The sequence below is a fragment of the Hyphomonas pacifica genome (genome assembly GCF_000682675.1).
GTDB lineage: Bacteria > Pseudomonadota > Alphaproteobacteria > Caulobacterales > Hyphomonadaceae > Hyphomonas > Hyphomonas pacifica.
On record NZ_AWFA01000045.1, the window covers coordinates 13,134 to 37,769 of the forward strand.

At 57.2% G+C, this 24,636-nt stretch carries 21 protein-coding genes; 11 read left to right on the plus strand and 10 right to left on the minus strand.

Annotation, left to right across the window (positions count from 1 at the left end; translation table 11 throughout):
* Positions 1 to 60: 60 nt before the first annotated feature.
* Together HY2_RS12685 and HY2_RS12690 are read right to left on the minus strand one after the other, a co-directional pair.
* The gene (locus HY2_RS12685) at positions 61 to 1,404 is read right to left on the minus strand and encodes an ATP-dependent DNA helicase (RefSeq protein WP_051594995.1); all 1,344 of its coding nucleotides are present in this window, start codon (positions 1,402 to 1,404) and stop codon (positions 61 to 63) included.
* Positions 1,405 to 1,537: 133 nt separating this feature from the next.
* Complete coding sequence (locus HY2_RS12690; RefSeq protein ID WP_051594996.1) at positions 1,538 to 2,074, minus strand: GcrA family cell cycle regulator; 537 nt, start codon at positions 2,072 to 2,074, stop codon at positions 1,538 to 1,540.
* Between the two features lie 277 nt (positions 2,075 to 2,351).
* On the opposite strand from HY2_RS12690, the gene HY2_RS12695 reads away from it, so the two are divergent.
* Complete coding sequence (locus tag HY2_RS12695; protein WP_034828197.1) at positions 2,352 to 3,188, plus strand: ABC transporter permease; 837 nt, start codon at positions 2,352 to 2,354, stop codon at positions 3,186 to 3,188.
* A 93-nt stretch (positions 3,189 to 3,281) separates the two neighbouring features.
* Positions 3,282 to 3,899 (plus strand): hypothetical protein, encoded by a 618-nt coding sequence (locus HY2_RS12700; protein WP_051594997.1) that lies wholly within the window; start codon positions 3,282 to 3,284, stop codon positions 3,897 to 3,899.
* Positions 3,900 to 3,978: 79 nt separating this feature from the next.
* On the opposite strand, the gene HY2_RS12705 is transcribed toward HY2_RS12700, so the two are convergent.
* The 5 genes from HY2_RS12705 to uvrB form a co-directional block, all read right to left on the minus strand.
* The gene (locus HY2_RS12705) at positions 3,979 to 6,102 is read right to left on the minus strand and encodes a caspase family protein (RefSeq protein ID WP_034828199.1); all 2,124 of its coding nucleotides are present in this window, start codon (positions 6,100 to 6,102) and stop codon (positions 3,979 to 3,981) included.
* A gap of 70 nt (positions 6,103 to 6,172) precedes the next feature.
* Entirely contained in the window at positions 6,173 to 7,147 is a 975-nt protein-coding gene (locus HY2_RS12710) for an endonuclease/exonuclease/phosphatase family protein (RefSeq protein WP_051594998.1), read from the minus strand.
* A gap of 999 nt (positions 7,148 to 8,146) precedes the next feature.
* The gene (locus HY2_RS17355; protein WP_155836560.1) at positions 8,147 to 8,290 is read right to left on the minus strand and encodes a hypothetical protein; all 144 of its coding nucleotides are present in this window, start codon (positions 8,288 to 8,290) and stop codon (positions 8,147 to 8,149) included.
* A 96-nt stretch (positions 8,291 to 8,386) separates the two neighbouring features.
* Positions 8,387 to 10,279, minus strand: coding sequence for an ATP-binding protein (locus HY2_RS12715; RefSeq protein WP_155836561.1), 1,893 nt, complete (start codon positions 10,277 to 10,279; stop codon positions 8,387 to 8,389).
* 312 nt (positions 10,280 to 10,591) lie between these two features.
* A complete protein-coding gene (uvrB, locus tag HY2_RS12720) occupies positions 10,592 to 12,799 on the minus strand; it encodes an excinuclease ABC subunit UvrB (RefSeq protein ID WP_034828203.1) in 2,208 nt (735 codons plus the stop codon).
* Between the two features lie 176 nt (positions 12,800 to 12,975).
* On the opposite strand from uvrB, the gene dcm reads away from it, so the two are divergent.
* From dcm to HY2_RS12750, 6 genes are all read left to right on the plus strand, one after another.
* Positions 12,976 to 14,241 carry a DNA (cytosine-5-)-methyltransferase gene (gene dcm / locus HY2_RS12725; protein ID WP_034828205.1) on the plus strand — a complete coding sequence of 422 codons (1,266 nt, stop codon included), beginning with the start codon at positions 12,976 to 12,978 and terminating at the stop codon, positions 14,239 to 14,241.
* Complete coding sequence (locus tag HY2_RS12730) at positions 14,234 to 14,692, plus strand: very short patch repair endonuclease (RefSeq protein ID WP_034828207.1); 459 nt, start codon at positions 14,234 to 14,236, stop codon at positions 14,690 to 14,692. Before dcm ends, HY2_RS12730 begins: the two co-directional genes overlap by 8 nt.
* The gene (locus HY2_RS12735; protein ID WP_051594999.1) at positions 14,683 to 15,897 is read left to right on the plus strand and encodes a type II restriction endonuclease; all 1,215 of its coding nucleotides are present in this window, start codon (positions 14,683 to 14,685) and stop codon (positions 15,895 to 15,897) included. The genes HY2_RS12730 and HY2_RS12735 overlap by 10 nt, the downstream gene beginning before the upstream one ends.
* The gene (locus tag HY2_RS12740; protein WP_034828209.1) at positions 15,894 to 16,331 is read left to right on the plus strand and encodes an ester cyclase; all 438 of its coding nucleotides are present in this window, start codon (positions 15,894 to 15,896) and stop codon (positions 16,329 to 16,331) included. Before HY2_RS12735 ends, HY2_RS12740 begins: the two co-directional genes overlap by 4 nt.
* 125 nt (positions 16,332 to 16,456) lie before the next feature.
* Positions 16,457 to 18,052 (plus strand): putative bifunctional diguanylate cyclase/phosphodiesterase, encoded by a 1,596-nt coding sequence (locus HY2_RS12745; RefSeq protein WP_162173288.1) that lies wholly within the window; start codon positions 16,457 to 16,459, stop codon positions 18,050 to 18,052.
* A gap of 101 nt (positions 18,053 to 18,153) precedes the next feature.
* Complete coding sequence (locus HY2_RS12750; protein WP_034828211.1) at positions 18,154 to 18,522, plus strand: PilZ domain-containing protein; 369 nt, start codon at positions 18,154 to 18,156, stop codon at positions 18,520 to 18,522.
* A gap of 128 nt (positions 18,523 to 18,650) precedes the next feature.
* Here HY2_RS12750 and HY2_RS12755 read toward each other — a convergent pair whose 3' ends face one another.
* Positions 18,651 to 18,845, minus strand: a complete 195-nt coding sequence (locus HY2_RS12755; RefSeq protein WP_146617208.1) for a NepR family anti-sigma factor — start codon at positions 18,843 to 18,845, stop codon at positions 18,651 to 18,653.
* Between the two features lie 610 nt (positions 18,846 to 19,455).
* Here HY2_RS12755 and HY2_RS12760 point away from each other — a divergent pair.
* Positions 19,456 to 20,934: a sigma-54-dependent transcriptional regulator gene (locus tag HY2_RS12760; protein WP_034828215.1), complete on the plus strand. Its 1,479-nt coding sequence runs from the start codon at positions 19,456 to 19,458 to the stop codon at positions 20,932 to 20,934.
* A 79-nt stretch (positions 20,935 to 21,013) separates the two neighbouring features.
* On the opposite strand, the gene HY2_RS12765 is transcribed toward HY2_RS12760, so the two are convergent.
* Together HY2_RS12765 and HY2_RS12770 are read right to left on the minus strand one after the other, a co-directional pair.
* Positions 21,014 to 21,982, minus strand: a complete 969-nt coding sequence (locus HY2_RS12765) for a bifunctional helix-turn-helix transcriptional regulator/GNAT family N-acetyltransferase (RefSeq protein ID WP_034828356.1) — start codon at positions 21,980 to 21,982, stop codon at positions 21,014 to 21,016.
* Positions 21,983 to 22,111: 129 nt separating this feature from the next.
* On the minus strand, positions 22,112 to 23,011 hold the full coding sequence (locus HY2_RS12770; protein WP_034828217.1) for a hydrogen peroxide-inducible genes activator: 900 nt from the start codon (positions 23,009 to 23,011) through the stop codon (positions 22,112 to 22,114).
* Positions 23,012 to 23,127: 116 nt separating this feature from the next.
* Between HY2_RS12770 and HY2_RS12775 the strand changes: the two genes are divergently transcribed.
* Positions 23,128 to 23,676, plus strand: coding sequence for a peroxiredoxin (locus HY2_RS12775; RefSeq protein WP_034828219.1), 549 nt, complete (start codon positions 23,128 to 23,130; stop codon positions 23,674 to 23,676).
* A 244-nt stretch (positions 23,677 to 23,920) separates the two neighbouring features.
* Positions 23,921 to 24,463 (plus strand): alkylhydroperoxidase, AhpD family, encoded by a 543-nt coding sequence (gene ahpD, locus HY2_RS12780; protein ID WP_034828221.1) that lies wholly within the window; start codon positions 23,921 to 23,923, stop codon positions 24,461 to 24,463.
* The last annotated feature ends 173 nt before the right edge of the window (positions 24,464 to 24,636 follow it).

Sequence of the window (24,636 nt, forward strand, 5' to 3'; positions counted from 1 at the left end):
GATGTTTGTCAGAATGGTCCGGTATCGCTCTATTTTTGTTCACAGTGAGAAAAAGCTCTGTCAGAGCAGGGCGTTATCGGCCTTGGCAAAGCGCGCCAGCAAATAGGCGTCATTATCTTCTATGGTTTCCAGCTTGCCGAATGCGAAGGCCTCGCGGTCCAATACCAGGTCACGCGGACGAAGTTCGCGGCTGATGGATAGTCCGTCCAGAGAGCGTGCACGGGAGAAGGCAACATAGGCTTGGCCATGCGCAAACATGCCGGAATCGAAATCGATAAACACCTTGTCCAGCGTCAGGCCCTGCGCCTTGTGGATCGTCACGGCATAGGCGAGGCGCAGTGGCATCTGCTTGAACGTGCCGACCACTTCGCGTTTCACCTGCTTGGTTTCCGGGTCCAGTTCGTAGCGGTATTTTTCCCAGGCCGTCGGTTCGATTTCATAGACATGGTCATTGATCTCGACGATTACGCGGCTGCCTGAAAAGCCGGCCACGGTCGCAAGCGTGCCGTTCACCCAGCGCCCTTCCGGATCATTCTTGATCAGCATCACCCGCGCACCTTCCTTCAGTTCAAGGTCGGCTTCGGTGGGATAGGATTTCTCGTCGAATTGGCCCTGTACATCCGCGCTATAGGTTTGCGAGCGTGTGTCCAGACCGTCGAGGCGGGCCTGATTGATACGATAGGCATTGGCGTTATTGGGGGTTAGAACGACATGCGTTTCGGAGGCCTCGACCGCCGTCTTTGAGCTGACGAGCCCGCGTAGAACGGCCTCATCATTCGGCGTCACGCGCCCTGTGCGCAGGGCGCCGAGCAGGGCCAGAAAGCGCGGCTCTTCCTGGCGGAAGACATGCTTCAGGGCCAGCAGGGCGAATTCTGCATCTCGAAAGGCCGGCGCATTGAAGAAATAACTGCCGCCATAGCGCTCTCGCAGGATCGGCGCTTCCTGGCCGGAGACGACGGGTGGCAATTGGTGCAGGTCTCCCGACAGGATCATCCTGACGCCGCCAAACGGGCGTTTGGAGGCGCGGTTCAGCTTCAAGCTCTTGTCGATGGCATCCAGCATGTCCGCCCGCACCATTGAGATCTCGTCGATGATCATCGTGTCGATGGCCTTGACGAGGCGGGTTGAGCGCAGGCGTTTGATGTCTGTCGGTTCGATCAGGCGGGGCGGGAATTTGAAAAAGGAGTGGATTGTCTGCCCGCCGGCATTCATCGCCGCGACGCCGGTCGGCGCCAACACGATGGCTTTCTCTCCGGCCTGGGAGAGGAATTTGCGCAGCATTGTCGTCTTGCCGGTGCCGGCGCGGCCTGTGAGGAAGAGGTTGCCCTGCGCGCCGGCGCCACTGGCCACCCATTTGGCAGGGGTCGCATAGATTGCGTTCGGGTCAGCGGGCAGTGTCGTCACGTCTGAAGCCTTAGCGGCGTTTTGCGGTGATGGCGAGGGGGCCAGGGGCAGGGGACTGCGCAGCAAAAAGCCCCCGAAGAAAAACTTCGGGGGCTTCCTGTCTGCCGCATGGGGTTAGGGTGCGATGCCGGAATTAACCGGCGATGCGACGGACATAATCATACTCGCCCTTGCGCGTGTCGCGCTTGCGGGCGGGCTGGAAGGCCACTTTGGCGTGTTCTGCGCAGTAGGGTCCGCAATCTGCCTTACGGCCACAGAAGGCGAACTTAGGATCGGCCGGGTCGCCAATCGGCCATTTGCACATGGAATCCCGCAGCGTCAGGATGGAGGCTGGCTCGCCATCCGCCTGTTGCAGGGGCGGCAGAGGCGCCATGATGTCCGCCGGTGCGCGTTCTGGGGCGGTGCGCGGCTCCATCGTTTCGGTGGTGGGGGCCGGTGCGGCCTGCTTGACGCTGCCATCCGGCATCACACGTGGCTTCGGACGGGCCAGGCGCGGCGGGCGTTTGACGGGGCGTGACGGTGTCGCCCGGCCAGAAAGGCCCAGGCGATGGACTTTGCCGATGACTGCATTGCGGGTAACCCCGCCCAGCTGCTTCGCGATCTGGGAGGCGGAATGGCCCTCTGCCCAGAGTTTCTTCAGCACGCTTACCCGTTCTTCGGTCCAGGACATGTTTCTTGGTCTCCCAGCTCGGATCAAGGTTGTTAACACTTACAACCCATCAGCCCCTAGATATTGAGATGGCTGCTACGCGCCATCCGCTTAACACCTAGATATCGTATCAGCAGCGAAACGAAACACAATATGCAGAGATGGCTTTCCACAGGCTTTCTACATATTGTGGTTAACTGCGTCAGCTTGTGGACAAAATGCCGGCAGCCGTAATTTTCCAGAATTTTCCTGTCGCTACCCCTCGCAGATTCGCATCGGGAGGCCTAGATACAGCGTCATGACCGATACACTTGCTGAACATTCCTCCGCCCAACGTCATGTCCGCCAGTATGGCAAGATCAATGGAGTAGGGTTGTGGACCCTGTTCAAGCGTGAGATCGGCCGTTTCATGAAGGTGTGGATGCAGACCGTCTTTGCCCCTGTGGTGACGACGCTGCTCTATATGACTGTCTTCAAGCTGGCCTTTGGGGACCGCGGTCGCCTGATGGGTGATTTTGAGGGCCTGAACTATATCAATTTCCTCGCACCGGGCCTGATCGTTATGGCGATCCTGCAGAACGCCTTCCAGAATACCAGTTCCAGCCTCGTGCAGTCGAAGTTCAACTCCACCTATGTGGACTTTCTGATGCCACCCCTGTCTCCGTTAGAACTGACGGCGGGCTTTATTGGTGGCTCTGTTGTGCGCGGCCTGATTGTGGCGGCGATTTCCGCGCTGGGCATCCAGCTGAGCGGCCTGGCGGATCTGAATGTCGTGCACGTTTGGCCAATCATCTGGTTTAGCTTGACCTCTGCCATCGTGCTGGGCGCACTGGGTGCGATCGGCGGCATCTGGGCCGAGAAATTTGACCATTTGTCTGCCGTGACCAATTTCGTGATCGTGCCGCTGACCTTCCTCTCCGGCACCTTCTACGACATCAAGGTAATGGTGGAGCCGTTCCACACACTCGCCTTGTTGGACCCCTTCTTCTATATGATTGACGGATTCCGGTACGGTTTTCTGGGCGTCTCCAATGGCTCTCTTGTCGTGGGGGTCTGGGTGACCGGATCGCTATCTGTGGCGGGCATTTTCGCCGTCTGGCTGATGTTCCGGTCCGGCTACAAGCTGAAAGCCTGAGGACTCCCCTGAGACGGGAGCCGTATTGACGTCTCCCGTCTTGCCCCTTTCTATGCCGCTTGTCCTGGCTGGGGTAACTTCAGAGGAGATGACATGCGTCACAGCATCATTCTATCAGGGGCCCTGGCTGCGAGTGCCTTTCTGGCAGGCTGCCAAATGATCCCCAGCGACCAGACGGTTGCACAATATTGCGCCGATCCGGGGAAAGCAGACGAGGCGGTCTGCAAGCTGAAAGTCGAAATCGACGGCAATACGACCGCGCTGGCCGATACGGACATGCGCCTGTCCGAGGCCCGCGCAATGGCTGACAGTGCTGACGCAGCGGCGGCTCGGGCACAGGCGAGCGCCGATGCGGCCCGGTCCCGCGCCGACGAGGCCATGTCCCGTGCAGACGAGGCCTTCTCCAAACAGGTCCAGTGCGAAACCCGCACGATCCAGAATAGTGACACCGGCACCTGCCGACCCGGCTATGTGCTGACCAGTTGCACGCAGACACGCTACACGACCCGGGCAGGGGGGCTCTCTATCCTGCGCGAGATCAACGACGAGAAGTGCCGCTTCAATACCCGCGTTCTGGAAATGCAGGTGCGTTGCTGTTCCGTCTCTGGCTCTGCGCCGGAACCGGAAGATGCGCTGGTCGAAAATGATGTACCGCCCTCGGCCAAGCCGAAGCGGGAAAAGAAAGTGGAAGACATTCCTGTCAGCCCGTAGGCCTGTTCCGGTTCAGCAAGAAGATAATCAGCCGCCGGTCCTCATGGGTCGGCGGTTTTCTTTTGTGCCGCAGGGTGGGCTAGTCGTTAGCCTGTTTGAAGTAGAAATCCCCGCCCGTTGTACCATCTGTATAGACTGGGCGTTGCTTCTGCCCTGTCCGTGAGGCGACGGCATCCTGTACGCGCTTGAACACGACATTGGCCGGATCTGGCAGACTGCTGAGGTTGCTGGCGAGTTCCTCTGAATAGACACCATCATCGGCGGCGGTCTTGCCGGGTTCGGTCGCAAAAGCCTGGAACACACCGGACGCCCAACCGACCGGGCTGTAGGCGCGCATCAGGCCGCGGCTCTGATCATCCATCACGGTGCGGCACGCATCAAACACGACGAATGAGGTGGGTGCGACCGTGGACGAGACGCGGTTGAAGATCTGTTCAAAGCTGACGCCCATGTCGCGAATATCATCCGGGGATGCACCGGGAATGTCCGTCGGCAGGATGAAGTTCGTACCCTCAATGTTCACGCCATGGCCGGAATAATAAAAGAAAGTGACAGGATGGGCGCCCATATCCGTCCGCGCCTTTGCCATGCGGCCCAGCAGGCTGAGCGCGCGCACTGTCTGGCGCTGGCCGAGATCCTCGCATTGCAGCACGGAGAAGCCGACGGCGCTGAGTGCCTCTGTCATCCGCGCGCCATCCTGATGCGTCACGGCGAGGCGGCTGACCGGCGGGGAATAGGAGAGATTGCTGAGCACCATGGCCTGTCGGTCCGGGTCCGCGCCTGCCACCCATCTGCAGCCGGAAATATCCGTATCCGGACCGGATGTTGATGCGGCGCTCATGAGACCGGACGTGCTTGTGTCAGCTGGCATGTTGGCTGAGGAGCCGGTATCGGAGGCAAGTGAGCGCTGTTGGGTGCCAGCTGTTGTCTCATCGGGGCCTGTATCTGCCAGCAGATCGTCCAGACGCTTCACGCTGATATTGAGCGGGATGGTCTTGACCGTTCGCGGCAGGTCGCGGCCATTCACCTCCACGGTTTCCGATACGGTAAAGGTGAGCAGCGGTGTGCCGGGCTGGCGCGGGGTCACCTGCCATTGCCAGACCGTGGGAGAGCCCGGCAGAAGGGGCTGTTCCGGTGGTGTTGTGGCGCTGATGTCATAGCCCTCGCCAAGCGCAGAGACCGACATCACGCTGCCGGCGCGGATCGTGTCAAAGGACAGGCCCAGCGCATCCTCTGTGCTGCCGGGCGCCAGGCCTGTGCCAATCGCCGCGGTCAGGGATTCGTCAATGCGGTCCTGATCGCTTTGCTTTTGCAGGGGCTGAATGGCGACTTCCAGAAAATAGGGTTGGTTCAGCACCATTTGCTGTGGCGCATGGTGGGCGATGCGGCCTGTGTCGAAATCGGCCGCAGCTTTCTCGGCAAGGTCTGAATACCGATAGTCCCAGTCCGGGCACATGCCGAAATAGGGGCTGTCCGTAATCTGAGTGCTTTCACTCCAGAAACAGAGCGGAATCTCTACGCGGCCAAGTGCGACGCCAGGTCCGGCGAGATCTCTGGCAATAGTTTCCAGCGATGCCTTCAGGTCGCTGCCAATGGGGTGGCTGGCTTGTGACAGGTCGCCCGACTGCACCTCCATACAGGTGATCAGGAAGGTGCGGCGAGGAGTGGTTTCTGCCTGGCAGGTCTTGTTGAAATCCGGTCCGGCGGCTGCGCCAAGCTCCAATGAACGGTCTTCCCGTTCCAGCATGGCCCGGATCATGGCCAGTGTTTCGGGGTCATCCGCATATTCTTCCAGTAGCTCTGCATATTCCGGTGGGATATCCTCCGGGATCTGAGGGGCCGGGGAAGGGGTAGGCACAGGACGCATGGGTGGCCCCGCAGATTTGTTTTTATCCTCCTCTTCTTCGGAATATCCTGCCGGTTCCCGGTTCGGCCCGCCGCCCAGGCCAGGAGTGTAAATATCATCCGGAAAGGAGGTCGAGCCGACTCCGCCAGAGATTGGTGCGCTTGGCAAGTCGAGCTTGTTCTCTTCTGTCTCGTTTGGCTCGACTTCTCCGGAGACGCCCGGCACGGCAATCTCAACCGGCGGAACATCATTTTTGGTCGCCTGGGGATTCTCCGCGCTCGTATTTTCGGCCATGCTGCATGCCGACAGCACAAGCAGTGCTGCCACGCAGGTGAAAAGGCGTTGCACGTTTTTCATCACCTTCCCCCGGTTGATGGTTAAGGGAAGATTACACTCAAATCGGGGTTGAGGCTACTTGTCTGTCGTTTCAGGCCTTGCGACGCTGGAAACCGTACAGGATCGGGTAGTGATCGGATCCGCAAGCAGGCAGGCGGCGCATGCCTGTGAGATAGAAATCATTCGTCACGAAGGCATGGTCCAGCGGCCAGGCGAGAAGCGGGTTTTGTGCGCTGTAACTATTATAGAGGCCGCGTCCGCGCTTGGGGTCGCACAGCTGCGCGTGACGTTTGAACTCGCGCAACATCCAGGACCAGCCCACCTCGTTGAAATCCCCGATCACCATGGCCGGGCGGTCCTGCTCGCGCAGTTCATCCGCGACGATCATGAGCTCATCATCCAGATGTTCCGGCTTGTCGCGCGGGCGGGGCGGGCGCGGATGGATGCAATAGAGGCGGATTTCCTCTCCCTGCAGTTCCACATCAATGGTGAGGGAGGGGATGTGATCCTGGCAGAGATAGCGTTCCTGTACATTCTGTATCGGCAGGCGGGAATAGAAGAGCAGGCCATTATGTTCTTCCAGCGGAAGCAGATAAGTATACGGATAGTCCGCTTCGATATGCGACAGGGCTTCGCGCCAGGCTTCGCTTGTTTCTGACAGGAACACGATGTCGGCGCCGGCTTCATCGATCCGGTCCAGCACGGCGGCATGGTCCTGATTTTCCTGCAATACATTGATCAAGAGGATGGAAAGCTTCGCCCCGGTCGCATCGCGTGGCGCGCGGGGCACTTCCTTCGGTCGGCCGGGGAGATAAGGCCAGATATCCGCCGCATACATAATGAAGGCTATACCATGCAGGCTGAGTATGATGATGGAGAGCAAACTGCCCACCGGGAAAAATGCGATATAGAGCAGAGCCGAGACCGCCAGCAGGATGCAGAATTGCAGGCGGGCGTAGGTCCAGATGCGGAGCCACCAGGCTTCGGTGCGTAGTTTGGGGCTGATCGCTGCGAACAGGCCGAAGCTGCCGATAATCAGGAACAGGATTTCCAAAAGGGCAAACATGGGCAGGCTTTCGGCTGGGCGAAACGGGAGCGATTAACCCAGATTACGCGCGCCTGAGGGGGAAGTTGCAAATAGGGCGCAGGCGCAGCTGAAATATTCGCGCCTGAGGCGAGTCCGCAGCGGCCTTCCGGCCCGGCCTTCAGCCAAAAAAGAAGGTGTGAGCGGTGAGGCCCACACCTTCTCTGGTGCTTCGAATCAGACTACCGAGACACTGTGCATGCACTCGTTGTCGGTCCTCGATTGACACCGGGCTAGGATAGGGCTCGCGAAAGCGGGCCTTTTCTTTTGCCCATGTCGGGGTCCGGCTGGTCGCTGCCACTGCTCTGCGAACGGGGCACGCGCCCGGGTCATCTCCCTGCGGCCAAACCCTTAAGCGACATGTGCACGAGGCATATGAGCTTCAGGCCTGACCTAACCGCTGGAAATCCTTGCGGATTTTCCTTTGGTGCCGTGCTTCGGATCGCGCTCCGGTCACGACATACAGCCCTTCGCATCGGGGTCTAGCTCCCCTCATCGAAGACATCGCCTGCTCTTTATCCCGCCTTGCTGCCTGGGTCTTTCGCGCGGCCGCTCTCACGGCGTTGCCCCTGACCCTGGCCCTCTGGCGAGGGCGATGTACTGGCCGACGCTCCTTGAGTGGGTGAGCTCCCACCCGTATTTCGTTGGCTAACCGAAATGATTCCCCAATTAACCAAAAGAGTCGAGTCCCCTGAGGGTAGAATTTCACAGTTTTGTGTCAGACTGTGGAATTCTGCGCGTCATGGGCGAGGGCGCGCTGGCGGCGCGCATCGAGGCAGACCTTTAAATTGAGGCAGAGGCGCTGCCGGAACTGCTCGCCTGGTGCAAGGCGCATGGGTTTGTCTGGCACGGCGACCAAATGTGAGGGGGCGTGCATCCCCGCCGCCGGGATCCAGAGTGGCAAGGCGTGTGTGGGGGAGGGGCTGGGCCCCGGCGTTCGCCGGGGTGAGCGAAAGGGAGGGGAGGGCCCGGCCCTACGATTTAATCCGTCTCGCCATCTGCGACCTCGTCCAGCGGATCGAATTCGCCATGATCCTCGGCAATTTCCTCGCCCGCGACATAGCCCGCGCCAATCGCCGCCGCCACACAGCCCGCCACAGACGCCGTCGCCGTCAGGATCGCCATCACCAGCCCAACCTGCCTCGCCCGCTTCCTCGTGACACGACCCTTTCCAGGACACCAATCCCCTCCCAACGCACGAGGAGGGATTTGGTTCTTTGATCATTCTTCAGGAGTTGCAGCTTCATCCGCGGCTGGCTTTTTCAGTTCTTTTCGGAGTGCGTCCGATGCCGCTTTAATTTTTGGGTCGAAGTCTCTTTTTAGAACGATAGGATTATCCGCCAGAATACCTTTACCATACGCAATAAACTCAAACTTCCCCAAATTGGGAATTAATCGGCAGTGATCAGGGCTGTAGACATTGGTGAGGAAGCCTAGGCTCGTTTGGTCAATGAGACTATGGGTGAGAAAGGTATTGCATTGAGAGAGGATGGTTTTACTTACAAGCGCAGTACGCTGAGTAATTATAAGCAATCCGACTCCGTATTTGCGTCCCTGAAGGGCTATCTGCCCGATCTTGGAAACAATCCATTGTGTTCCGAAGTCAAACCCGGATCCGGTGCTTTCCGGAACGATAGTATGGGCTTCTTCGAGCACGATAAGTATCTTCCGTGCCTGTCGATGCTTTCGAGCCCAATCCATAATTGCAGACAAATAAAGTTCCGTAAGACTCAGAGTTGCAGCTGAGTTGGTGATCTCGGCAAGCTCAAAAATCGTAAAGTAATTTTCTTCGCTCTCTAGAAACTCGGCCACTTTATTTTTCGTCTCACCGCGGAGTTTATCCATCTCTTCTCGAAGAGCTCTTTTTTCTGTGCCTGCTCCGTAAGAGCCCGTTTCGACATCGAATAGCTTCGCATCCAACTCGTCTGCTTGTTCTTTCGAAGGGCCTAAGAATATAGGTCGACAATCTTTGAGACGATGTTTGTATTCCCCGGTGAAATCGACGCAGAAAACCTTAGTATCTTCAGATAGGGCTTGCCGAATTACATCTAGTGCGAGTTCGGTCTTGCCTGTGCCGGTTGCACCTAAAATTGCGGTATGGTGATCGACCATCGACTCGATCAATCCGTACACTGGTATGTCTGTGGATGGGACTTTTCCTACCAAAAATCCATAGTGCTCATCAACGTCGCCGTCTGCTGACTTGAAGTCAATATCTTGGCGAAAAAGCGGAGTATTCATCGGAGGAATCCACGGAAATTTTTCAAAGCTGCTTTGGTCGACGAATGATCCCAGTTGGGATGCAATGGCGATCTGCTTCCCCAGCGGGTTTGAATCGAAACTTTCTTCCCCGGTCTCGGCACCGACGACCTGATAGTAAACTCGCTTTCCGTCGAGCAGCGCAAAAACAGCAAATCCTTCATGCACAACAGCATCGCCGCATAGCTCAAAACGAACAGTTGAGATTGTTGATCCTTCAACGACAAACCCCGCGATAGTGCAGTTCGCAGCGCCTGCTATTTCCGTCGTAATTTCTTCGACGGAACGCGATTCTTGCAGCGGAAGAACTTCGCCTCTTACCTGAAAGTCGGATGAGGTAAGGTGGGCAGCCAAAAAGCCTGTGCCCACTGTTTCCGCCCCTTGAGTTTGGCTGAAGAGCGATAAGCATTCTCGGGTAGATCCGTCTGATAAATTCGCAGCAAAAACAGCTCCAGGCTTCCAAAGACTGGGCGAATTCAAACGCACTCGAACTAGATTAGGAAAATCCACCCGCTCGATATTACCAACTGGTAGCGTTGAAGAAAGGTCTTCAGCTGATGCATGTACGATACGCCAGACCTTTACTAATTTCTCTAGCAAGCCGCCGACGACAAAAAGAAGCCAAAAAATGGTCAGCGAAGCGACCGCAATCTGATTTTGCGTATAGGTGTAGAGAAAAGAAATAACTGCTGGGAAGCTAAATAATAACACCCCTGTTCCGAGTACGGAGTTAAGCCGGTAAAGCACCTTGGATTTCACCGCATCGGTATTCAATAGTGCCATGGAAGAGGTTGCAATTCCGATCACAACAATTGCGTAAACGACACCTATCCATCGCAGAACAAGCCATCCCACTGTAGATGCCTCGTTGGGGTCAAATGTAAATGAGAGTAATAATAGTAGTGAGCCAACGGCACTAATTAGACTGTCCCGCGGGGGACTAAACCAAGGCGCAGAAAGTAAGGTCAGAAGCCAATAGGAAACAGCGCATAGAAGCCAAACGCTGTCCGCACCACCTTTGGGAATGAAGTAACCTGAAAAAAACACGAAAAGTGCATAGGCGAAAAGGCAATTTAAAATTAGCACCCAAACTCGAGTGCCTAGCGGGAGGTAATTCTCCGGTCGTGCCAATTTGGTATCCCCCAAAATGCTACCTATAAATTTGACTTATGTGTTGAGCCCCAGCTCCTCTTCCCTTAGCCGCTTGACCTCATCCCGCAACCGCGCGGCCTCTTCGAATTCCAGGTTCGCGGCGGCTTCGCGCATTTGTTTTTCCAGGTCCGCGATGGCGGCTTTGAGATTGTGGCCGCTTTCGCCCGCAAGTGGCAAGGCCTTTGTTTCCTTGACGCCGCGACCGCGCCCTTTGGCCGTGTCCCTGCCGCGTCCGCGCGCTTTCGGGGCGCCATCCTTTTTCTCGCCGAGCTCTCCCAGAATATCGGCGACGGCGCGCTTGATCGTGGTCGGCGTGATGCCATGCTCTTCATTATAGGCGACCTGTTTGGCGCGGCGGCGCTCGGTCTCGTCCATCGCGCGCTGCATGGAGCCGGTGATCTTGTCCGCATAGAGCACAACCCGCGCCTCGGCATTCCGCGCCGCGCGGCCAATCGTCTGCACCAGACTCGTCTCTGAGCGGAGAAAGCCCTCCTTGTCCGCATCCAGGATGCCGACAAAGCCGCATTCGGGAATGTCCAGCCCCTCCCGCAAAAGGTTGATGCCGACCAGCACGTCGAATTCGCCCAGACGCAGATCGCGGATGATCTCGATCCGCTCGATCGTGTCGATGTCGGAGTGCATATAGCGCACGCGCACGCCATGATCGTTGAGGAATTCCGTCAGGTCTTCCGCCATCTTTTTCGTCAGCGTGGTGATCAGGCTGCGATAGCCCTTGGCGGCCACCTCCTTCACCTCGGCCATGACATCATCGACCTGGTTGGCGCCATCCTTCGAGACGGGGCGCACCTCGACCGGCGGGTCGATCAGGCCGGTGGGGCGGATCACCTGTTCTGTGAAGACGCCGCCGGTCCGGTCCAGCTCCCACGACCCCGGCGTGGCGGAGACGTGCACCGTCTGCGGGCGCATGGCGTCCCATTCCTCGAATTTCAGCGGGCGGTTGTCGAGGCAGGAGGGGAGGCGGAAGCCATATTCGGCCAGCGTCGACTTGCGGCTGAAGTCCCCTTTGTACATGGCGCCGATCTGCGGCACGGTCTGGTGGCTCTCATCGGTGAAGACGAGGGCGTTGTCGGGCAGGTATTCGAACATGGTCGGCGGCGGATCGCCCGGCTTGCGGCCGGTGAGATAGCGCGAATAGTTCTCGATGCCGTTGCAGCTGCCGGTGGCGGCGAGCATTTCCAGATCATATTGCGTGCGCTGCTGAATGCGCTGGGCCTCCAGCAATTTGCCGTGCTTTTCGAAATGCGCGATCGTGGTCTTCAACTCCGCCTTGATCTGCTCAATGGCCTGGTTCAGCGTCGGCCGGGGCGTCACATAGTGGCTGTTGGCGTAGATCTTGATGGCGGGCATGCGCTGCATGGTGCGGCCGGTGAGGGGGTCGAACTCGGTGATGCTCTCCAGCTCGTCGCCGAAGAAGGAGAGCTTCCAGGCGCGGTCCTCATAGTGGGCGGGGAAGATGTCCACGACATCGCCCTTCACGCGGAAGGTGCCGCGCACGAAGTTCATGTCATTGCGCGTATACTGATTGGCGACCAGCTGTTCGGCCACGGCGCGCGGATCAATGCGCTGGCCCTCTTCCAGCTTGAACGTCATCGAGGTGTAGGTCTCGACCGAGCCGATGCCGTAAATGCACGAGACGGAGGCGACGATGATCACGTCATCGCGTTCCAGAATGGCGCGGGTGGCCGAGTGGCGCATTCGGTCAATCGCCTCATTGATGGAGGATTCCTTCTCGATATAGAGGTCCGACCGCGGCACATAGGCCTCCGGCTGGTAGTAATCATAGTATGAGACGAAATACTCGACCGAGTTTTCCGGGAAGAAGGATTTGAACTCGCCATAGAGTTGGGCTGCGAGGGTCTTGTTCGGCGCGAGGATCAGGGCCGGGCGCTGGGTCGCCTCGATGATCTTGGCCATGGTGAAGGTCTTGCCGGTGCCGGTCGCGCCGAGCAGCACCTGGTCGCGCTCGCCGGCCTGGATGCCGTCGACGAGTTCGGGGATGGCGGTGCGCTGGTCGCCCGCGGGTTCATATTCGGAATGCACCTTGAAGCGCTTGCCGCCTTCCAGCTTGACCCAGTCCCGGTCCGGCCGGTGAGGGGTCCAGTTGTCAGAGGGCAGGGCCCCGGCCGCATCGCGGGCGAAGCCATCAAGCGAGAACACGCTGGGCGCTTCAGAAACGCCCTTGGAAGGAGGGGGAGGAGCCATCTGCCAGATATGGTGCAGGGGAGGGGACCTGTCTAGGGTGTTCTTGTTGTGTTCGGAGGTGGGGTGGTGGAGAGTCAAGCTGTGGAAAATGGAACAAGTTGCGAACTTTAACCTTGTCCGCCGAGTCAAATCACGACAGTTTGTCAAAATTATTCCCACCGATATGGAGTTCAGCTATGGCTGATGGTGAGTTGAGTGAATTTGCGAGAGTAAGGCTGGAGGCCGGACTCAGCCTCAAAGAGGCAGCCTCGCTTGTCGGTGTGGCGGAGAGAACGGCACGGCGCTACGAAGAGGGCGAGACTGAGCCCAAGAAGGCCGTCATCATAATATTGCAGCAATATGCCGAAGCGCGTCGCCCAGATCGGGATCAGCCCGCATTCCGCTTCATTGACCTTTTTGCAGGGATTGGCGGTTTGCGTGTCGGCTTTGAGGCGATCGGTGGTAAATGCGTCTTTACCAGTGAATGGGACAAGTACGCCGCACAAACCTATGCGCGTAATTTTCCAGAAGAAGAAGGGCACGTCTTCGCAGGGGACATCCGTGAGTACACAAAAGACGATACGGCACTGGACATGATCCCGGAGCATGACGTTCTGCTCGCTGGGTTTCCGTGTCAGCCTTTTTCAATAGCAGGTGTTTCCAAGAAGAATGCCTTGGGTCGCAAGCATGGATTTCTTGATGAAACACAAGGAACGCTTTTCTTTGATGTTGCGCAAATCATAAAGCGTCACCGGCCAAAGGCGTTTCTTCTTGAGAATGTCAAAAACCTTGAGAGGCATGACAAGGGCAGGACGTTTGCGACGATCATGAAAGTCCTGACTGAGGAACTGGGTTACCAAGTGACCACACGAGTCGTCAGTTCAGAGCCGTGGGTACCCCAGAAACGCGAGCGCATTTTCATTGTTGGTTTTCGGGAAGACACGGACTTCTCGTTTGATGAACTGAGGTTGCCACCAAAGCCATGGCCCACTCTTGGCGACATTCTTGAGCCGGCTGACCGTGTACCGGAGAAGTACACGCTTACACCCAAATTGTGGCAATACCTTCAGGACTACAAGGCAAAGCACAATGCCAAGGGCAATGGGTTCGGGTACGGACTGTGTGGCCCCGATGATGTCACCCGCACCTTGTCCGCCCGGTATTACAAGGATGGGTCGGAAGTTTTGGTCAGCAGGGGCAAAGGGAAGAATCCCCGGCGCCTGACGCCTGCTGAGTGCGCACGCCTTATGGGCTTTGAGCGCGGGAATAGATTCTGGTCAATCCCGGTGTCAGATACACAGGCGTACAAACAGTTTGGTAACGCCGTTGTCGTCCCGGTGGTGGAAGCGATAGCGGAGATTATGGAGCCCTATATCCGTTCAGCCATGGCGCGTGAGCTGACGGCGGGAGACAAGCTGCAGAGGGATTTGTATCGTGGGCGTCGAATGGTCGTAAATGGCTGATGTTGTAAGCCCTGAAGTTCGTAGCCGGATGATGTCTGGTATCCGGGGCAAGGATACCAAGCCGGAGATGATTGTGCGGAGAGGGCTGCACGCCATGGGATTTCGCTATAAGCTGCATGACAAAAAGCTTCCCGGAAAGCCTGACCTTGTGTTTCCGAAGTACAAGGCTGTGATATTTGTCCACGGGTGTTTCTGGCACAAACACGACTGCAAGTATTTCAAATGGCCCAAAACACGAACCGAGTTTTGGAGGAAAAAGATCAATCGCAATGTCGTCAGGGATCAGTCTGCAATGAGCACACTGCAGGCTGAGGGTTGGCGAGTTTCGGTGGTTTGGGAATGTGCCTTTAAGCGCAAAGATGAGGCGTTTGACATTATCAAAGTATTGGCAGACTGGTTGAATTCTGATCTCCAGAAAGTGGAGATATCAGGAGTAGGGCTATGGAATTAGATGATTGGGTAGATAGTGTGTCTGGCCCAAGCTTTGTTTGGTACATAAAGCGACTATCAGGAAACGACACACAACTCACCGGTGGGCACCAAGCAGGTCCGTATGTTCCAAGGGACCTGGCATTCCATTTGATGCCGCATTTTGAAGACCTAACCCGGAAAAACCCTAGGGGTGTGGTGGAGCTTCAGATGTTTCCCGGTGGCTACACCACGTCTTCAAACATCATTTATTATAACAACAAGTTTCATGACAATCATTCTTCCGGGCGGAACGAGACCAGACTAACTGGTTTGGGCGGACGTGAAAATCCGCTTTTAGACCCTGAGAACACAGGCGCACTTTCAGTCTTCGCATTTAAGCTTGGCGCACCTGTTCAGTGTCAGGTTTGGATATGCGGGCAACGCGAAGAGGAAGTCTTTCTTGAAGATATCCTTGGGCCCGTAGAGCCGGGAGAGTCCATTGTATGGGACCCTGGCAACAGATCCCGAGTCTTTGCCAAGGAAAACAAGTCAGCAACCTGTACGCTCTCTTCCGGTGACATTCCCGAAGCGTGGTTGGAAAAGTTTCCTTCTGGCATGGAGATAATACAAAGGGCAATCAGTTTACGGCCGGATAAGAATAAATCCATTGACGACAGATTGCTGAGACGCCGCGAATGCGAGTTTGAAATTTTCAGAAGCGTGGAGCGTGCATTTTTCACACCTCGCTTGCAGCGAGGCTTCTCGGACCTCGAGGCGTTTTTGGCGATGGCGCAGACAATTCTCCAAAGTCGCAAGTCAAGGTCTGGAAAGTCGCTCGAGTATCACGCCAAATCCATTTTTGATGAGGTGGGACTTAGAGAAGGGGTTGATTACGAGTACAACCCTAAAATCGAGGGTAACAAGAAACCGGACTTTCTTTTTCCTACATCTGCTCAGTATAGAGACCTAAGCTACCCGTCTGAAGGGTTGACCGTTCTGGCTGCGAAGACAACGTGTAAAGACCGATGGAGGCAGATTTTGAATGAAGCGGACCGTGTTTCGACAAAGTATCTTCTCACACTGCAAGAAGGCGTCTCTTTGAATCAGTTCTCTGAAATGTCTTCATCAGGTGTGAAGTTGGTTGTCCCGAAAAAACTGCATTCAAAATATCCTGAATCTATTCAAAGAGAAATCCTCTCGCTTGAGGGGTTCCTTTCCAGACTACCAAGCAGCAGGAAATCATGACCCCCCTCACCGCCGCCCGCATCGAGAATGTCCGCAATCATATGGCGCTCGAAGTTACGCATGATTGGGATGCGGTGATCGCGACGTTTGAGCATCCGCGTTATGAGATGCATGGCGGCGGGCAGGTGTTTGATGGCGAGGCGGCGGTGCGGCGCTATTTCGAGCTGTCGCGCACGCCCTTTCCGGACCAGGACAATGAGATCATCTCCATCGCGGCTGACGAGGCGGCCCATACGGTGCTGGTCGAGTTCTGGCTGACCGGCACGCATACCGGCCCCCTGAGAGTAGGGGACAGGGAGATCGCGCCGACGGGGCGGAGCTTCCGTGTGCGCATGGCCGCAAGCTTCGAGTTCGCGCCCGGCAGTGACCGGATTATCTGCGAACGGCCCTATTTCGATCAGGGCGCGGTACTGAGGGCGCTGGATCTCGCCTGAGCGGGCTTTTGCAGCTGGGGCCTGACTTGCAAGCAATTGCCAAGGTGTGGCTAACGCCCGATTTACCCTTCTTCCTTACTTTACGGCAGTTATTACGGAAGGGTTTCCCCCCAATGCCGCATCGTGTGAAAGAGAAGATTGAAGCTTCACAGCGGCGCGCGCGCCGTGATGCCATTATCATCACCTTTGCGGCCATTATGCTGTTCGTGGTGGCGGTGGTGACCGAGGCTTTTGAATATATTGTGCATTTCTCCGATACACATGAATCGTGGGAAATTGACGAGATGCTCGTCGTGATGATGATCCTCCCTCTGGCCATGCTGATCTTCATGGTCAGGCGGGCTCAGGAAGTGCGGCAGGAAATCAATGCCCGCAAGGAGGCCGAGAAGGCGACCGAGCGCATTGCGCTGCACGATCCGCTGACGGGCCTGGCCAATCGCCGCAAGGGCATGTCGCATCTGAAGAAACTGCTACAGAACGCATCCAAAAGACCGGTTACGATTGTCGGGGTGGACCTGAACCGCTTTAAAGGCGTGAATGATCTGCACGGCCACAATGCCGGTGACATGCTGCTGGTTGCTGTCAGTGAGCGCCTGGTCGATGCTGTGGGCGATCTGGGGATGGTCTGCCGCATGGGCGGCGATGAGTTCGTGGTGATCTTCAAGGGGGCTGCCAGCGAGCCACCGCTGAATGATATCATCAATCAAATGCCCAGCATTTTCCGGGCACCTTTTGAGCTGGAACATGTCATCTGCTCTGTCGGCGCAAGCATTGGTGTCTCGCAAACGGATGACGAGCATCTGGGGGTGGAGGCTTTCCTCAGTCGCGCAGACATCGCCATGTATCGTGACAAGGACAAGGGTGGGGTGTCGATCTCGTTCTACGAGCCAGGTATGGAAGAAGCCGCCAAGCGTCGCGCCCTGATCGAGGGCGAGCTGCGCAGTGCGATTGCCGACGGCCGGGTCGAGCCATATTTCCAGCCAATCATCGATCTGGAAACCGGCAATGTGATCGGGTTTGAGGCGCTGGCCCGCTGCCGCGCTTCAGACGGAACGCTGCTGATGCCAGATGAGTTCATTCCGATTGCTGAGCAGTCAGGCCTGATTTCCCGCCTGTTCCTTCAGGTGCTGAAGAAGGGCTGTCTGGTGCTGCGCCACAAGCCGCCGCATATGACGATGGCGATCAATCTGTCCTCCCTGCAGCTGAGCGATCATTGGCTGGCTGAGCAGATCCTGGCGATCCTGACCGAGACGGGCGTTGCGCCGGGCCGGCTGGAGGTTGAGATCACCGAGACAGCCCTGGTGGCGAATTTCGAGGCCGCGCACGCCATGGTGACGAAGCTGAAAAGCCAAGGTATCCGCATCTCCCTCGATGATTTCGGAACGGGCTATTCCAGCTTGCGGCACCTTAGCGAGCTGCCTTTTGACAAGCTGAAAATCGACAAGAGTTTCGTCGCACGGCTGGGCAATGACGAAGCGTCTGACACGATTGTGCGGACCGTGACGACGCTGGCGCACAATCTGGGTCTGAAGGTGACTGCAGAGGGCATCGAGGACAGCGCGCATGTCAGCTTTTTGCAGGGCATCGGCTGTGAATATGGTCAGGGCTTCCTGTATGGCCGGCCGGCCGAGGTAACAGGGCCTCGCGAGACGGAAGACGCGCCCAATGAGGATTATGAGGAAGCAGACGCGCTGCCCGTCTCAAGCCGCGGAATTGCCTGAATGGCCCCTGTTTTCGGGTGTGGCCAAGGTTAATCCATACGGCCCGAAATATTGTTTCGATTATTTTTGAACCCTTTGCTCCCTTCCTGCATAGGCTGGGTATGAGCAAGGATGTTCCCATCAGGGTCGGTCAGGATGGCGCGCCCGTCGATCTGCGCCGGAGCCTTCGGGTTCACCGGCAGGTCGCAGGGCGTATCGTGCTGGAAGACATGAGCCAGGCGCGCAGTGTTGTGATCCGCAATATTTCGATGAGTGGTGCAGCTCTCACAGTTGGCGAATGGCCAGGACTTCCGAATACGTTTCACTTACTGATGCGCACAGGCCCTGGTGGCGCGGCGTCCAGGCTTCACTGTGTGGTGCGCTGGAAAATTGGTCCTGTCATCGGGGTCGCTTTCTCCGAAGCGCTGCCAGCAGGCCTGCTGCGAAGCCTCACGGGCGTGAGCGAGGTGACCCTTTCCAGGGCTGGCTGAAAGGCTGGTTCTGAACTTCCGTCCAGCACTTGCTGGGGGATCATGCAGGAACCGTCGGGCCGGGGTGTTTTTATCCGGGTTCGGCGGTTTTTCTGTCTCAAAGGGGACGCCGAATGTGAGCAGGGCGCTTAGCCCTCCTTTTTCTTCTTGTTCTGCTCTTCTTTTTTCTTGAGAGCATCCATCAGGTCGCTGAGGCGTTTGGGCAGGGGCTCTTGAGTGATGCGTTCAAAGGTTTCGCGCATGGCCTCTCCGATAATGTCTGCCTTCTGGATAGGCTTTCCTGTGCCGGAGACAGTTTGCTTACCTTTTCTGTCCTGCATCATGCCGCGTCCCATTCCTCTTAGGGCGGGATTCAATCTTGAAGCCCGATCCCCAGCAGATGTGGCCCTTTAGGGTGAAATTCCCGCTCTGTCGATACCGTCATACCCAAAAGATTTTCACTTCAAAATGGACGGTATGAGACGCATTCGCGAAATTTGAATGACATGAATCAACCTTTTGGGATGTAGTTTTTGACGTTTGTACTGAGAAGCCCTGCAGCAGCTCGCACTTAAGGCGCATCGTATTCTGTATCTATAGCTACAGATTGCAGATTTGCGCAGGAGGCTTTAAAGCCTTGTGCTGAAATTAGAGGTTTAAGCGGTATATAATTTTTGTGACATCATCCTGGCCGATTTGGCGGGACATAAAAGGCAAGCGCCTGTCGCATAATTAATCCATGTTATTCTTATATGACCGCTTTCACGCTTCTCCGCGTACCGCACGCGGAGGATTTGATTGAAATTTCATCCTTCCATTCAACCGTAACTCCACACCCATGTGTCAGAACGGGGCGTAACGATACGGGACGGGGGTGTTTCGTATTGCGTCAGAACATACAGATGTCCGGCCAGCGTCCCGCCTGCTCCGGATACGGAAAGGGTGATACTGAACATGGCTAAGACGGTCCTGGTAATTGATGACGATCCGACCCAGCGCCGCCTGCTGCAGGCTGCTGTGGAAAAGGCTGGCTTTGCGTGCCGTACCGCGCCGGATGGCGAGGCTGGCATTGCGCTGGCATCTGACCCGAAAGACGGCATTGATGTCGTGTTACTGGACCTGACCATGCCCGGCATGTCCGGAATGGACACGCTGGAGCGCCTGGCCTCCAAGCGTCAGGACCTGCCGGTTATCATGCTGACGGCCACCAGCGGTATTGATACGATTGTTCAGAGCATGCGGCGTGGGGCTGTTGATTTTATCGTCAAGCCAGCCAATCCTGAGCGCGTCGTTGTGTCGATCCGCAACGCCTTGAAGATGCAGTCCCTGTCCGGAGAAGTTAAGCGCCTGGCCCGAAAGGCCGAAGGCGGCATGGCCTTTGAGGACATGATCGCGCAGGCTCCGCCGATGCGTCAGGTATTGCGCTTGGCAGAGCGGGCGGCAACCTCTGACATCCCGGTTCTGATTCTAGGTGAAAGCGGTGTCGGTAAGGAAGTCGTCGCGCGGTGCATTCAGGGCGCTTCCGGTCGCGCGGGAAAACCCTTTGTGACCGTCAATTGCGGGGCGATCCCGGAAAATCTGGTCGAGTCGATCCTGTTCGGTCACGAGAAGGGGGCTTTTACCGGCGCTGTGACCAAATCTCTTGGTAAGTTTGTTGAAGCGGATGGCGGTACGCTGTTCCTGGACGAGGTGGGGGAGCTGCCGCTGGACGCGCAGGTCAAACTGCTCCGCGCCCTTCAGGAAGGAGAGGTGGATGCCGTCGGCTCCCGCCGCCCGACCAAAGTGGATGTGCGGATCATTTCTGCCACCAACCGGGATCTTGCCCAGCAGGTGAAGGAAGGCACATTCCGGGAAGATCTGTTCTACCGCCTGAACGTTTATCCGGTGGACATGCCCAGCCTGCGTGAGCGCCGCGAGGACATCCCGGCGCTGGTGGATCACTTTATCACCCGCTTCAATGCCAGTGAGGGCGCCAAGGTTAGCGGGGCGACAGATGATACGCTGAAGCTGCTCTATTCCTATGACTGGCCGGGCAATGTGCGTCAGCTGGAGAATGCCGTATTCCGGGCAGTCGTTCTGTGCGAGGGTGACATGCTGCGCCCGCAGGACTTCCCGCAGATTTCCGGCCAGATGCCGGATGTGGCCAGCTTGCCAGAGGCTCCGGCCATGCCGTCTGCTGCACCAATTGCACCTGAAGGGATGGTTGGTATCGCGCCGTCATCTGAAGGCGAAGGTCCGATTTCCATCAAGGATGAAAATGGCGAGCTGCGCGCTCTACAGGACATTGAGCGTGACATTCTGCAGTATGCGATTGATTTCTATGATGGACATATGAGTGAAGTATCCCGCAGACTGGGAATCGGTCGTTCGACCCTCTACCGCAAGGTCCGCGAATATGACCTGGAAGTCCGCGCAGAGCGCGAGGCCAGCTAGGCGCACCAAGGCTGTATGCCGAGGTCAAAGGGAAAAAGGAAAGCGGCCTTTCGGGGCCGCTTTTTTATACGCGAGTGTATCAGACTGCAGGCATGGCGTAGGACATGGTGACGTCGCACCGCTCATAGCGGTGGCCATAGCGGCGCATGATGTCGTCATCATGCCTGAAGCCGTATTTCTCATATAGGCGAATGGCCGTGTCACATTTTGTGTTCGTCAACAGGAACAGTTCACGCAGTTTCATCTGGCGGGCGCGGCGCAGGATCTGTTTCATCAGAAAGTCTCCCGCCTTGCGGCCGCGCGCGGATTTCAGGACGCCCATCTTGGTCAGCTCAAACGCCCCATCCTCTGCAGGCATCAGGGCGCAGGTGCCGATAATCCCGAGTTCCGGGTCCTCCACGAACAGAATTGTGCCGCCACAGTCAATGACCTTGCTGCGGGGGTTTTCAATCATGGCAATGTCTTCCGGTTCAAGCCGGAACATATCTTCCACCCATTCGCGAGAGATCCTGTCGAAGTGCGGTGCCAGCGCGTCAGTATATTCGACAATGCGCAGGCCGGATGAATTGGAGGTCTGTTCGATGCGGGTTGCAAGGCTTTGCTCGGCGAGGCGGTCTTCGACCCGTGCGATTTCGGAGAGCAAATCATGCTCCGGGTAAAGGCATAGCTGCTGGGCTGCATCGCGCACGGCAGGCCAGAAACTTGCCCGCATTTCGCTGACCAGGGCTTCGCCCGCCGGTGTCAGGAAGATTTCTTTCTGCCGATTGTCACCTTCAATAGGGCGCGTGTCTGTCAGGCCCATTTTCTGAAGGGCATTGTGGATGCGCGTAATGGCCGGCTGGCTGACGCCGGTTGCCTCTACGGCGGCGTTGACGCTGAGTGGGCCACGCGCCTCCAGTGCAGCAATCAGGGGGAAGTGCGTGGTCTGAATGGGATAGCTGCGGGCATCGAACACGCTGACGGCATCAGCCTGCAGCTTGTCGGCCAGGCGTTTCAGGCGGCTGGCGAGGCCGAGATAACCGACGTCGCGAAGAATATCGTGTGCCATGGGGAGAAAATCCATAATCAGTTATATAACGCGTTATTTTTTATGTGTCGTCTCATGTCAGGTCAAGCCGGCTTGTGCGGCGCGGGCCGGGATAGTGTCAGCGGATAGGGTAGGGCCGCGCTGACCTCGCTAGTGGCGGACAGCCGATTTGACGATCTCGCCAATCTTGCGGGCATCAGCCTCTCGCGGGCTGCCGGTGCGCCAGGCAATGCCGATCTGGCGGCCAATGACTGGGCGGACGAATTCCCGCAAGGCCACGTCCGGGCCGGTGGAGAGGCCATTATCCGTGGCCAGTTTCGGCAGGAGGGAGACGCCCAGGCCACCCGCAATCATGTTGACCAGCGTGCCCAGAGATGTCGCGGCCACCTGTCCCTTGTTCTCGCCGGTTTTCATCCGGCAGATCGACAGAGCGTGATCGCGCAGGCAATGGCCGTCTTCCAGCAGCAGAATGTCCTCATTCGCGAGGTCTTCTGGGGAGAGGCCGTTTTTCTTGGCGAGCGGGTGGTTTACCGGCGCGGCAAACAGGAACTCGTCATCGAACAAAGGCAGGGTCTCGACGCCGTGCACATCCCAGGGCAGGGCGATCAGGGCCGCGTCCAGCGTGCGGGTACGCAGCTGGTCGATGAGACGGGAGGTTTTGTCTTCGTGCAGGTAGAGTTTGAGGTTCGGATAGGCCTCGCTGAGGGCGCGTACCGCGGCCGGCAGCACGAAAGGCGCAATGGTGGGAATGGCACCCAGATGAAACGGGCCGGTCAGCAGGGCCCCGGCGCTCTGAATGGCCTGTACCAAGGCATGGGCATCATTGATCAGCGCGCTGGCGCGTGAAACCGCCAATTGGCCAGCATGGGTCAGCTTGGCGCCGCGGGCTTCCCGTTCTGCAAGTTTGACCCCCAGCATTTCCTCCAGCTCCTTGATGCCGGCGGAAAGGGTCGGCTGCGTGACGTGGCACGCTTCGGCTGCGCGGGAGAAGGATCCCGTCTCTCCAAGGGCCACTAGATACTGTAATTGTCGAAGGGTCGGGATAATCATAGATTCCTTCTATATCTCTTTCTAGGATTATCAATTTTTCTTTTTCCCCGAACTGCGCAAGTGAAGGGGTGACCGGCTCCACCGTGCCGGCAGCACAACAAACTCAGGAGATTTACATGCTCGGTATTGGCCAGAAGCTTCCCGAATTCACTGTCACCGGTGTGAAACCGAAATTCATGCAGCACGAACAAAACGGCGAGAGCGCTTTCGAGCCCATCACGCAGGATTCCTTTGAGGGCAAATGGAAGGTTATCTTCTTCTACCCGAAAGACTTTACCTTCGTCTGCCCGACCGAAATCGCCGAGTTTGCCCGTCTCTCCGGCGAGTTCGAAGACCGGGACGCTGTTGTTCTGGGCGGTTCCACTGACAATGAGTTTGTGAAACTCGCATGGCGCCGCGATCATGCAGACCTCAACGAACTGCCGATCTGGCAATTCGCTGATACGCGCGGCGAACTGGTTGACGGTCTTGGTATCCGTGAGCCGTCAGAAGGCGTTGCCTATCGCGCAACCTATGTCGTTGACCCTCACAATGTGGTTCAGCACGTCTATGTAACGAACCTGAATGTGGGTCGTAACCCGTCCGATACGCTGCGCGTCCTTGACGCCCTGCAAACGGACGAATTGTGCCCATGTAACCGTCCTGTCGGCGGCGACACATTGTAGGCAAACTATTTTGGAACCGTATCTCCGGTTCGCGCGTATACCCCTCGCACGCAGATAAAAAGATGGTGTCTCTCTCCCTCCCCCACCCCAAGGGGCATCGTCTGAAAGCGTCGCGATAGGCCCGGCAGGCCGCATGTCCTACCCATGGACATAGGCACTCGTCCCCCACCCAAGCCTCTGGCTTGTCGGGCCAATACGCTTCCCCCCCCGCAAAACCTGCATATTCCTATCGAAAGGATGATTCATGTCTGTTGAATCCCTGAAATCTGCGCTGCCCGATTATGCCAAGGATCTGAAGCTCAATCTTGGCTCCCTGCTGAACGAGACGATCCTGTCGGATCAGCAAAAGCTCGGGACTTTCCTGGCTTGTGCACATGCTGTGGGAGAGCCGGTCACGCTGGCTGCCATTGAAGCAGAAGTGTCGCCGAAGCTGAGCCCTGAGGCCCTGAAAGCGGCCAAGGCCGCCAGCGCCATCATGGGCATGAACAATGTCTATTACCGCACGGTCCACCTGTTGAAGAATGACGTCTACAAGACGTTGCCAGCCAAGCTGCGGATGAATGTCATCGGCGCGCCTGGCATCGAGAAAGCGGATTTCGAGCTTTATTCCCTCGGCGTCTCAGCTGTGAATGGTTGCGGCATGTGTCTCGACGCGCATGAGGCCGAACTTCGCAAGCATGGCATGACCAGCGAGCAGATCCAGGCTGCCGTCCGTATCGGCGCGGTTGTGAACGCCGTTTCCCGCGTCATGGCGGCAGAAGCAGCCGCAGAATCCCAGGGCACCTGACGCGCCCTGACCGTCCCAAGGTTTCAAAGGCCCTGAAGCATTGCTTCGGGGCCTTTTCTTATGTCGCGAAGCATTCAGCAAGTTCTCTTGCCGCTGATTTGGACCATTTCTCCGCGAGCTGTGTGCAAGCTGTGAAAAAGCGGAAAAAAGGCAGGCTTTTTTCATCCCGTCCC

Coding starts and splice junctions, on each gene's coding strand:
- HY2_RS12690 (WP_051594996.1), bottom strand. CDS start 2,074: ATGTCCTGGACCGAAGAACGGGTAAGCGTGCTGAAGAAACTCTGGGCA.
- HY2_RS12695 (WP_034828197.1), top strand. CDS start 2,352: ATGACCGATACACTTGCTGAACATTCCTCCGCCCAACGTCATGTCCGC.
- HY2_RS12700 (WP_051594997.1), top strand. CDS start 3,282: ATGCGTCACAGCATCATTCTATCAGGGGCCCTGGCTGCGAGTGCCTTT.
- HY2_RS12705 (WP_034828199.1), bottom strand. CDS start 6,102: ATGAAAAACGTGCAACGCCTTTTCACCTGCGTGGCAGCACTGCTTGTG.
- HY2_RS12710 (WP_051594998.1), bottom strand. CDS start 7,147: ATGTTTGCCCTTTTGGAAATCCTGTTCCTGATTATCGGCAGCTTCGGC.
- HY2_RS17355 (WP_155836560.1), bottom strand. CDS start 8,290: ATGGCGATCCTGACGGCGACGGCGTCTGTGGCGGGCTGTGTGGCGGCG.
- uvrB (WP_034828203.1), bottom strand. CDS start 12,799: ATGGCTCCTCCCCCTCCTTCCAAGGGCGTTTCTGAAGCGCCCAGCGTG.
- dcm (WP_034828205.1), top strand. CDS start 12,976: ATGGCTGATGGTGAGTTGAGTGAATTTGCGAGAGTAAGGCTGGAGGCC.
- HY2_RS12730 (WP_034828207.1), top strand. CDS start 14,234: ATGGCTGATGTTGTAAGCCCTGAAGTTCGTAGCCGGATGATGTCTGGT.
- HY2_RS12735 (WP_051594999.1), top strand. CDS start 14,683: ATGGAATTAGATGATTGGGTAGATAGTGTGTCTGGCCCAAGCTTTGTT.
- HY2_RS12740 (WP_034828209.1), top strand. CDS start 15,894: ATGACCCCCCTCACCGCCGCCCGCATCGAGAATGTCCGCAATCATATG.
- HY2_RS12750 (WP_034828211.1), top strand. CDS start 18,154: ATGAGCAAGGATGTTCCCATCAGGGTCGGTCAGGATGGCGCGCCCGTC.
- HY2_RS12755 (WP_146617208.1), bottom strand. CDS start 18,845: ATGATGCAGGACAGAAAAGGTAAGCAAACTGTCTCCGGCACAGGAAAG.
- HY2_RS12760 (WP_034828215.1), top strand. CDS start 19,456: ATGGCTAAGACGGTCCTGGTAATTGATGACGATCCGACCCAGCGCCGC.
- HY2_RS12765 (WP_034828356.1), bottom strand. CDS start 21,982: ATGGCACACGATATTCTTCGCGACGTCGGTTATCTCGGCCTCGCCAGC.
- HY2_RS12770 (WP_034828217.1), bottom strand. CDS start 23,011: ATGATTATCCCGACCCTTCGACAATTACAGTATCTAGTGGCCCTTGGA.
- HY2_RS12775 (WP_034828219.1), top strand. CDS start 23,128: ATGCTCGGTATTGGCCAGAAGCTTCCCGAATTCACTGTCACCGGTGTG.
- ahpD (WP_034828221.1), top strand. CDS start 23,921: ATGTCTGTTGAATCCCTGAAATCTGCGCTGCCCGATTATGCCAAGGAT.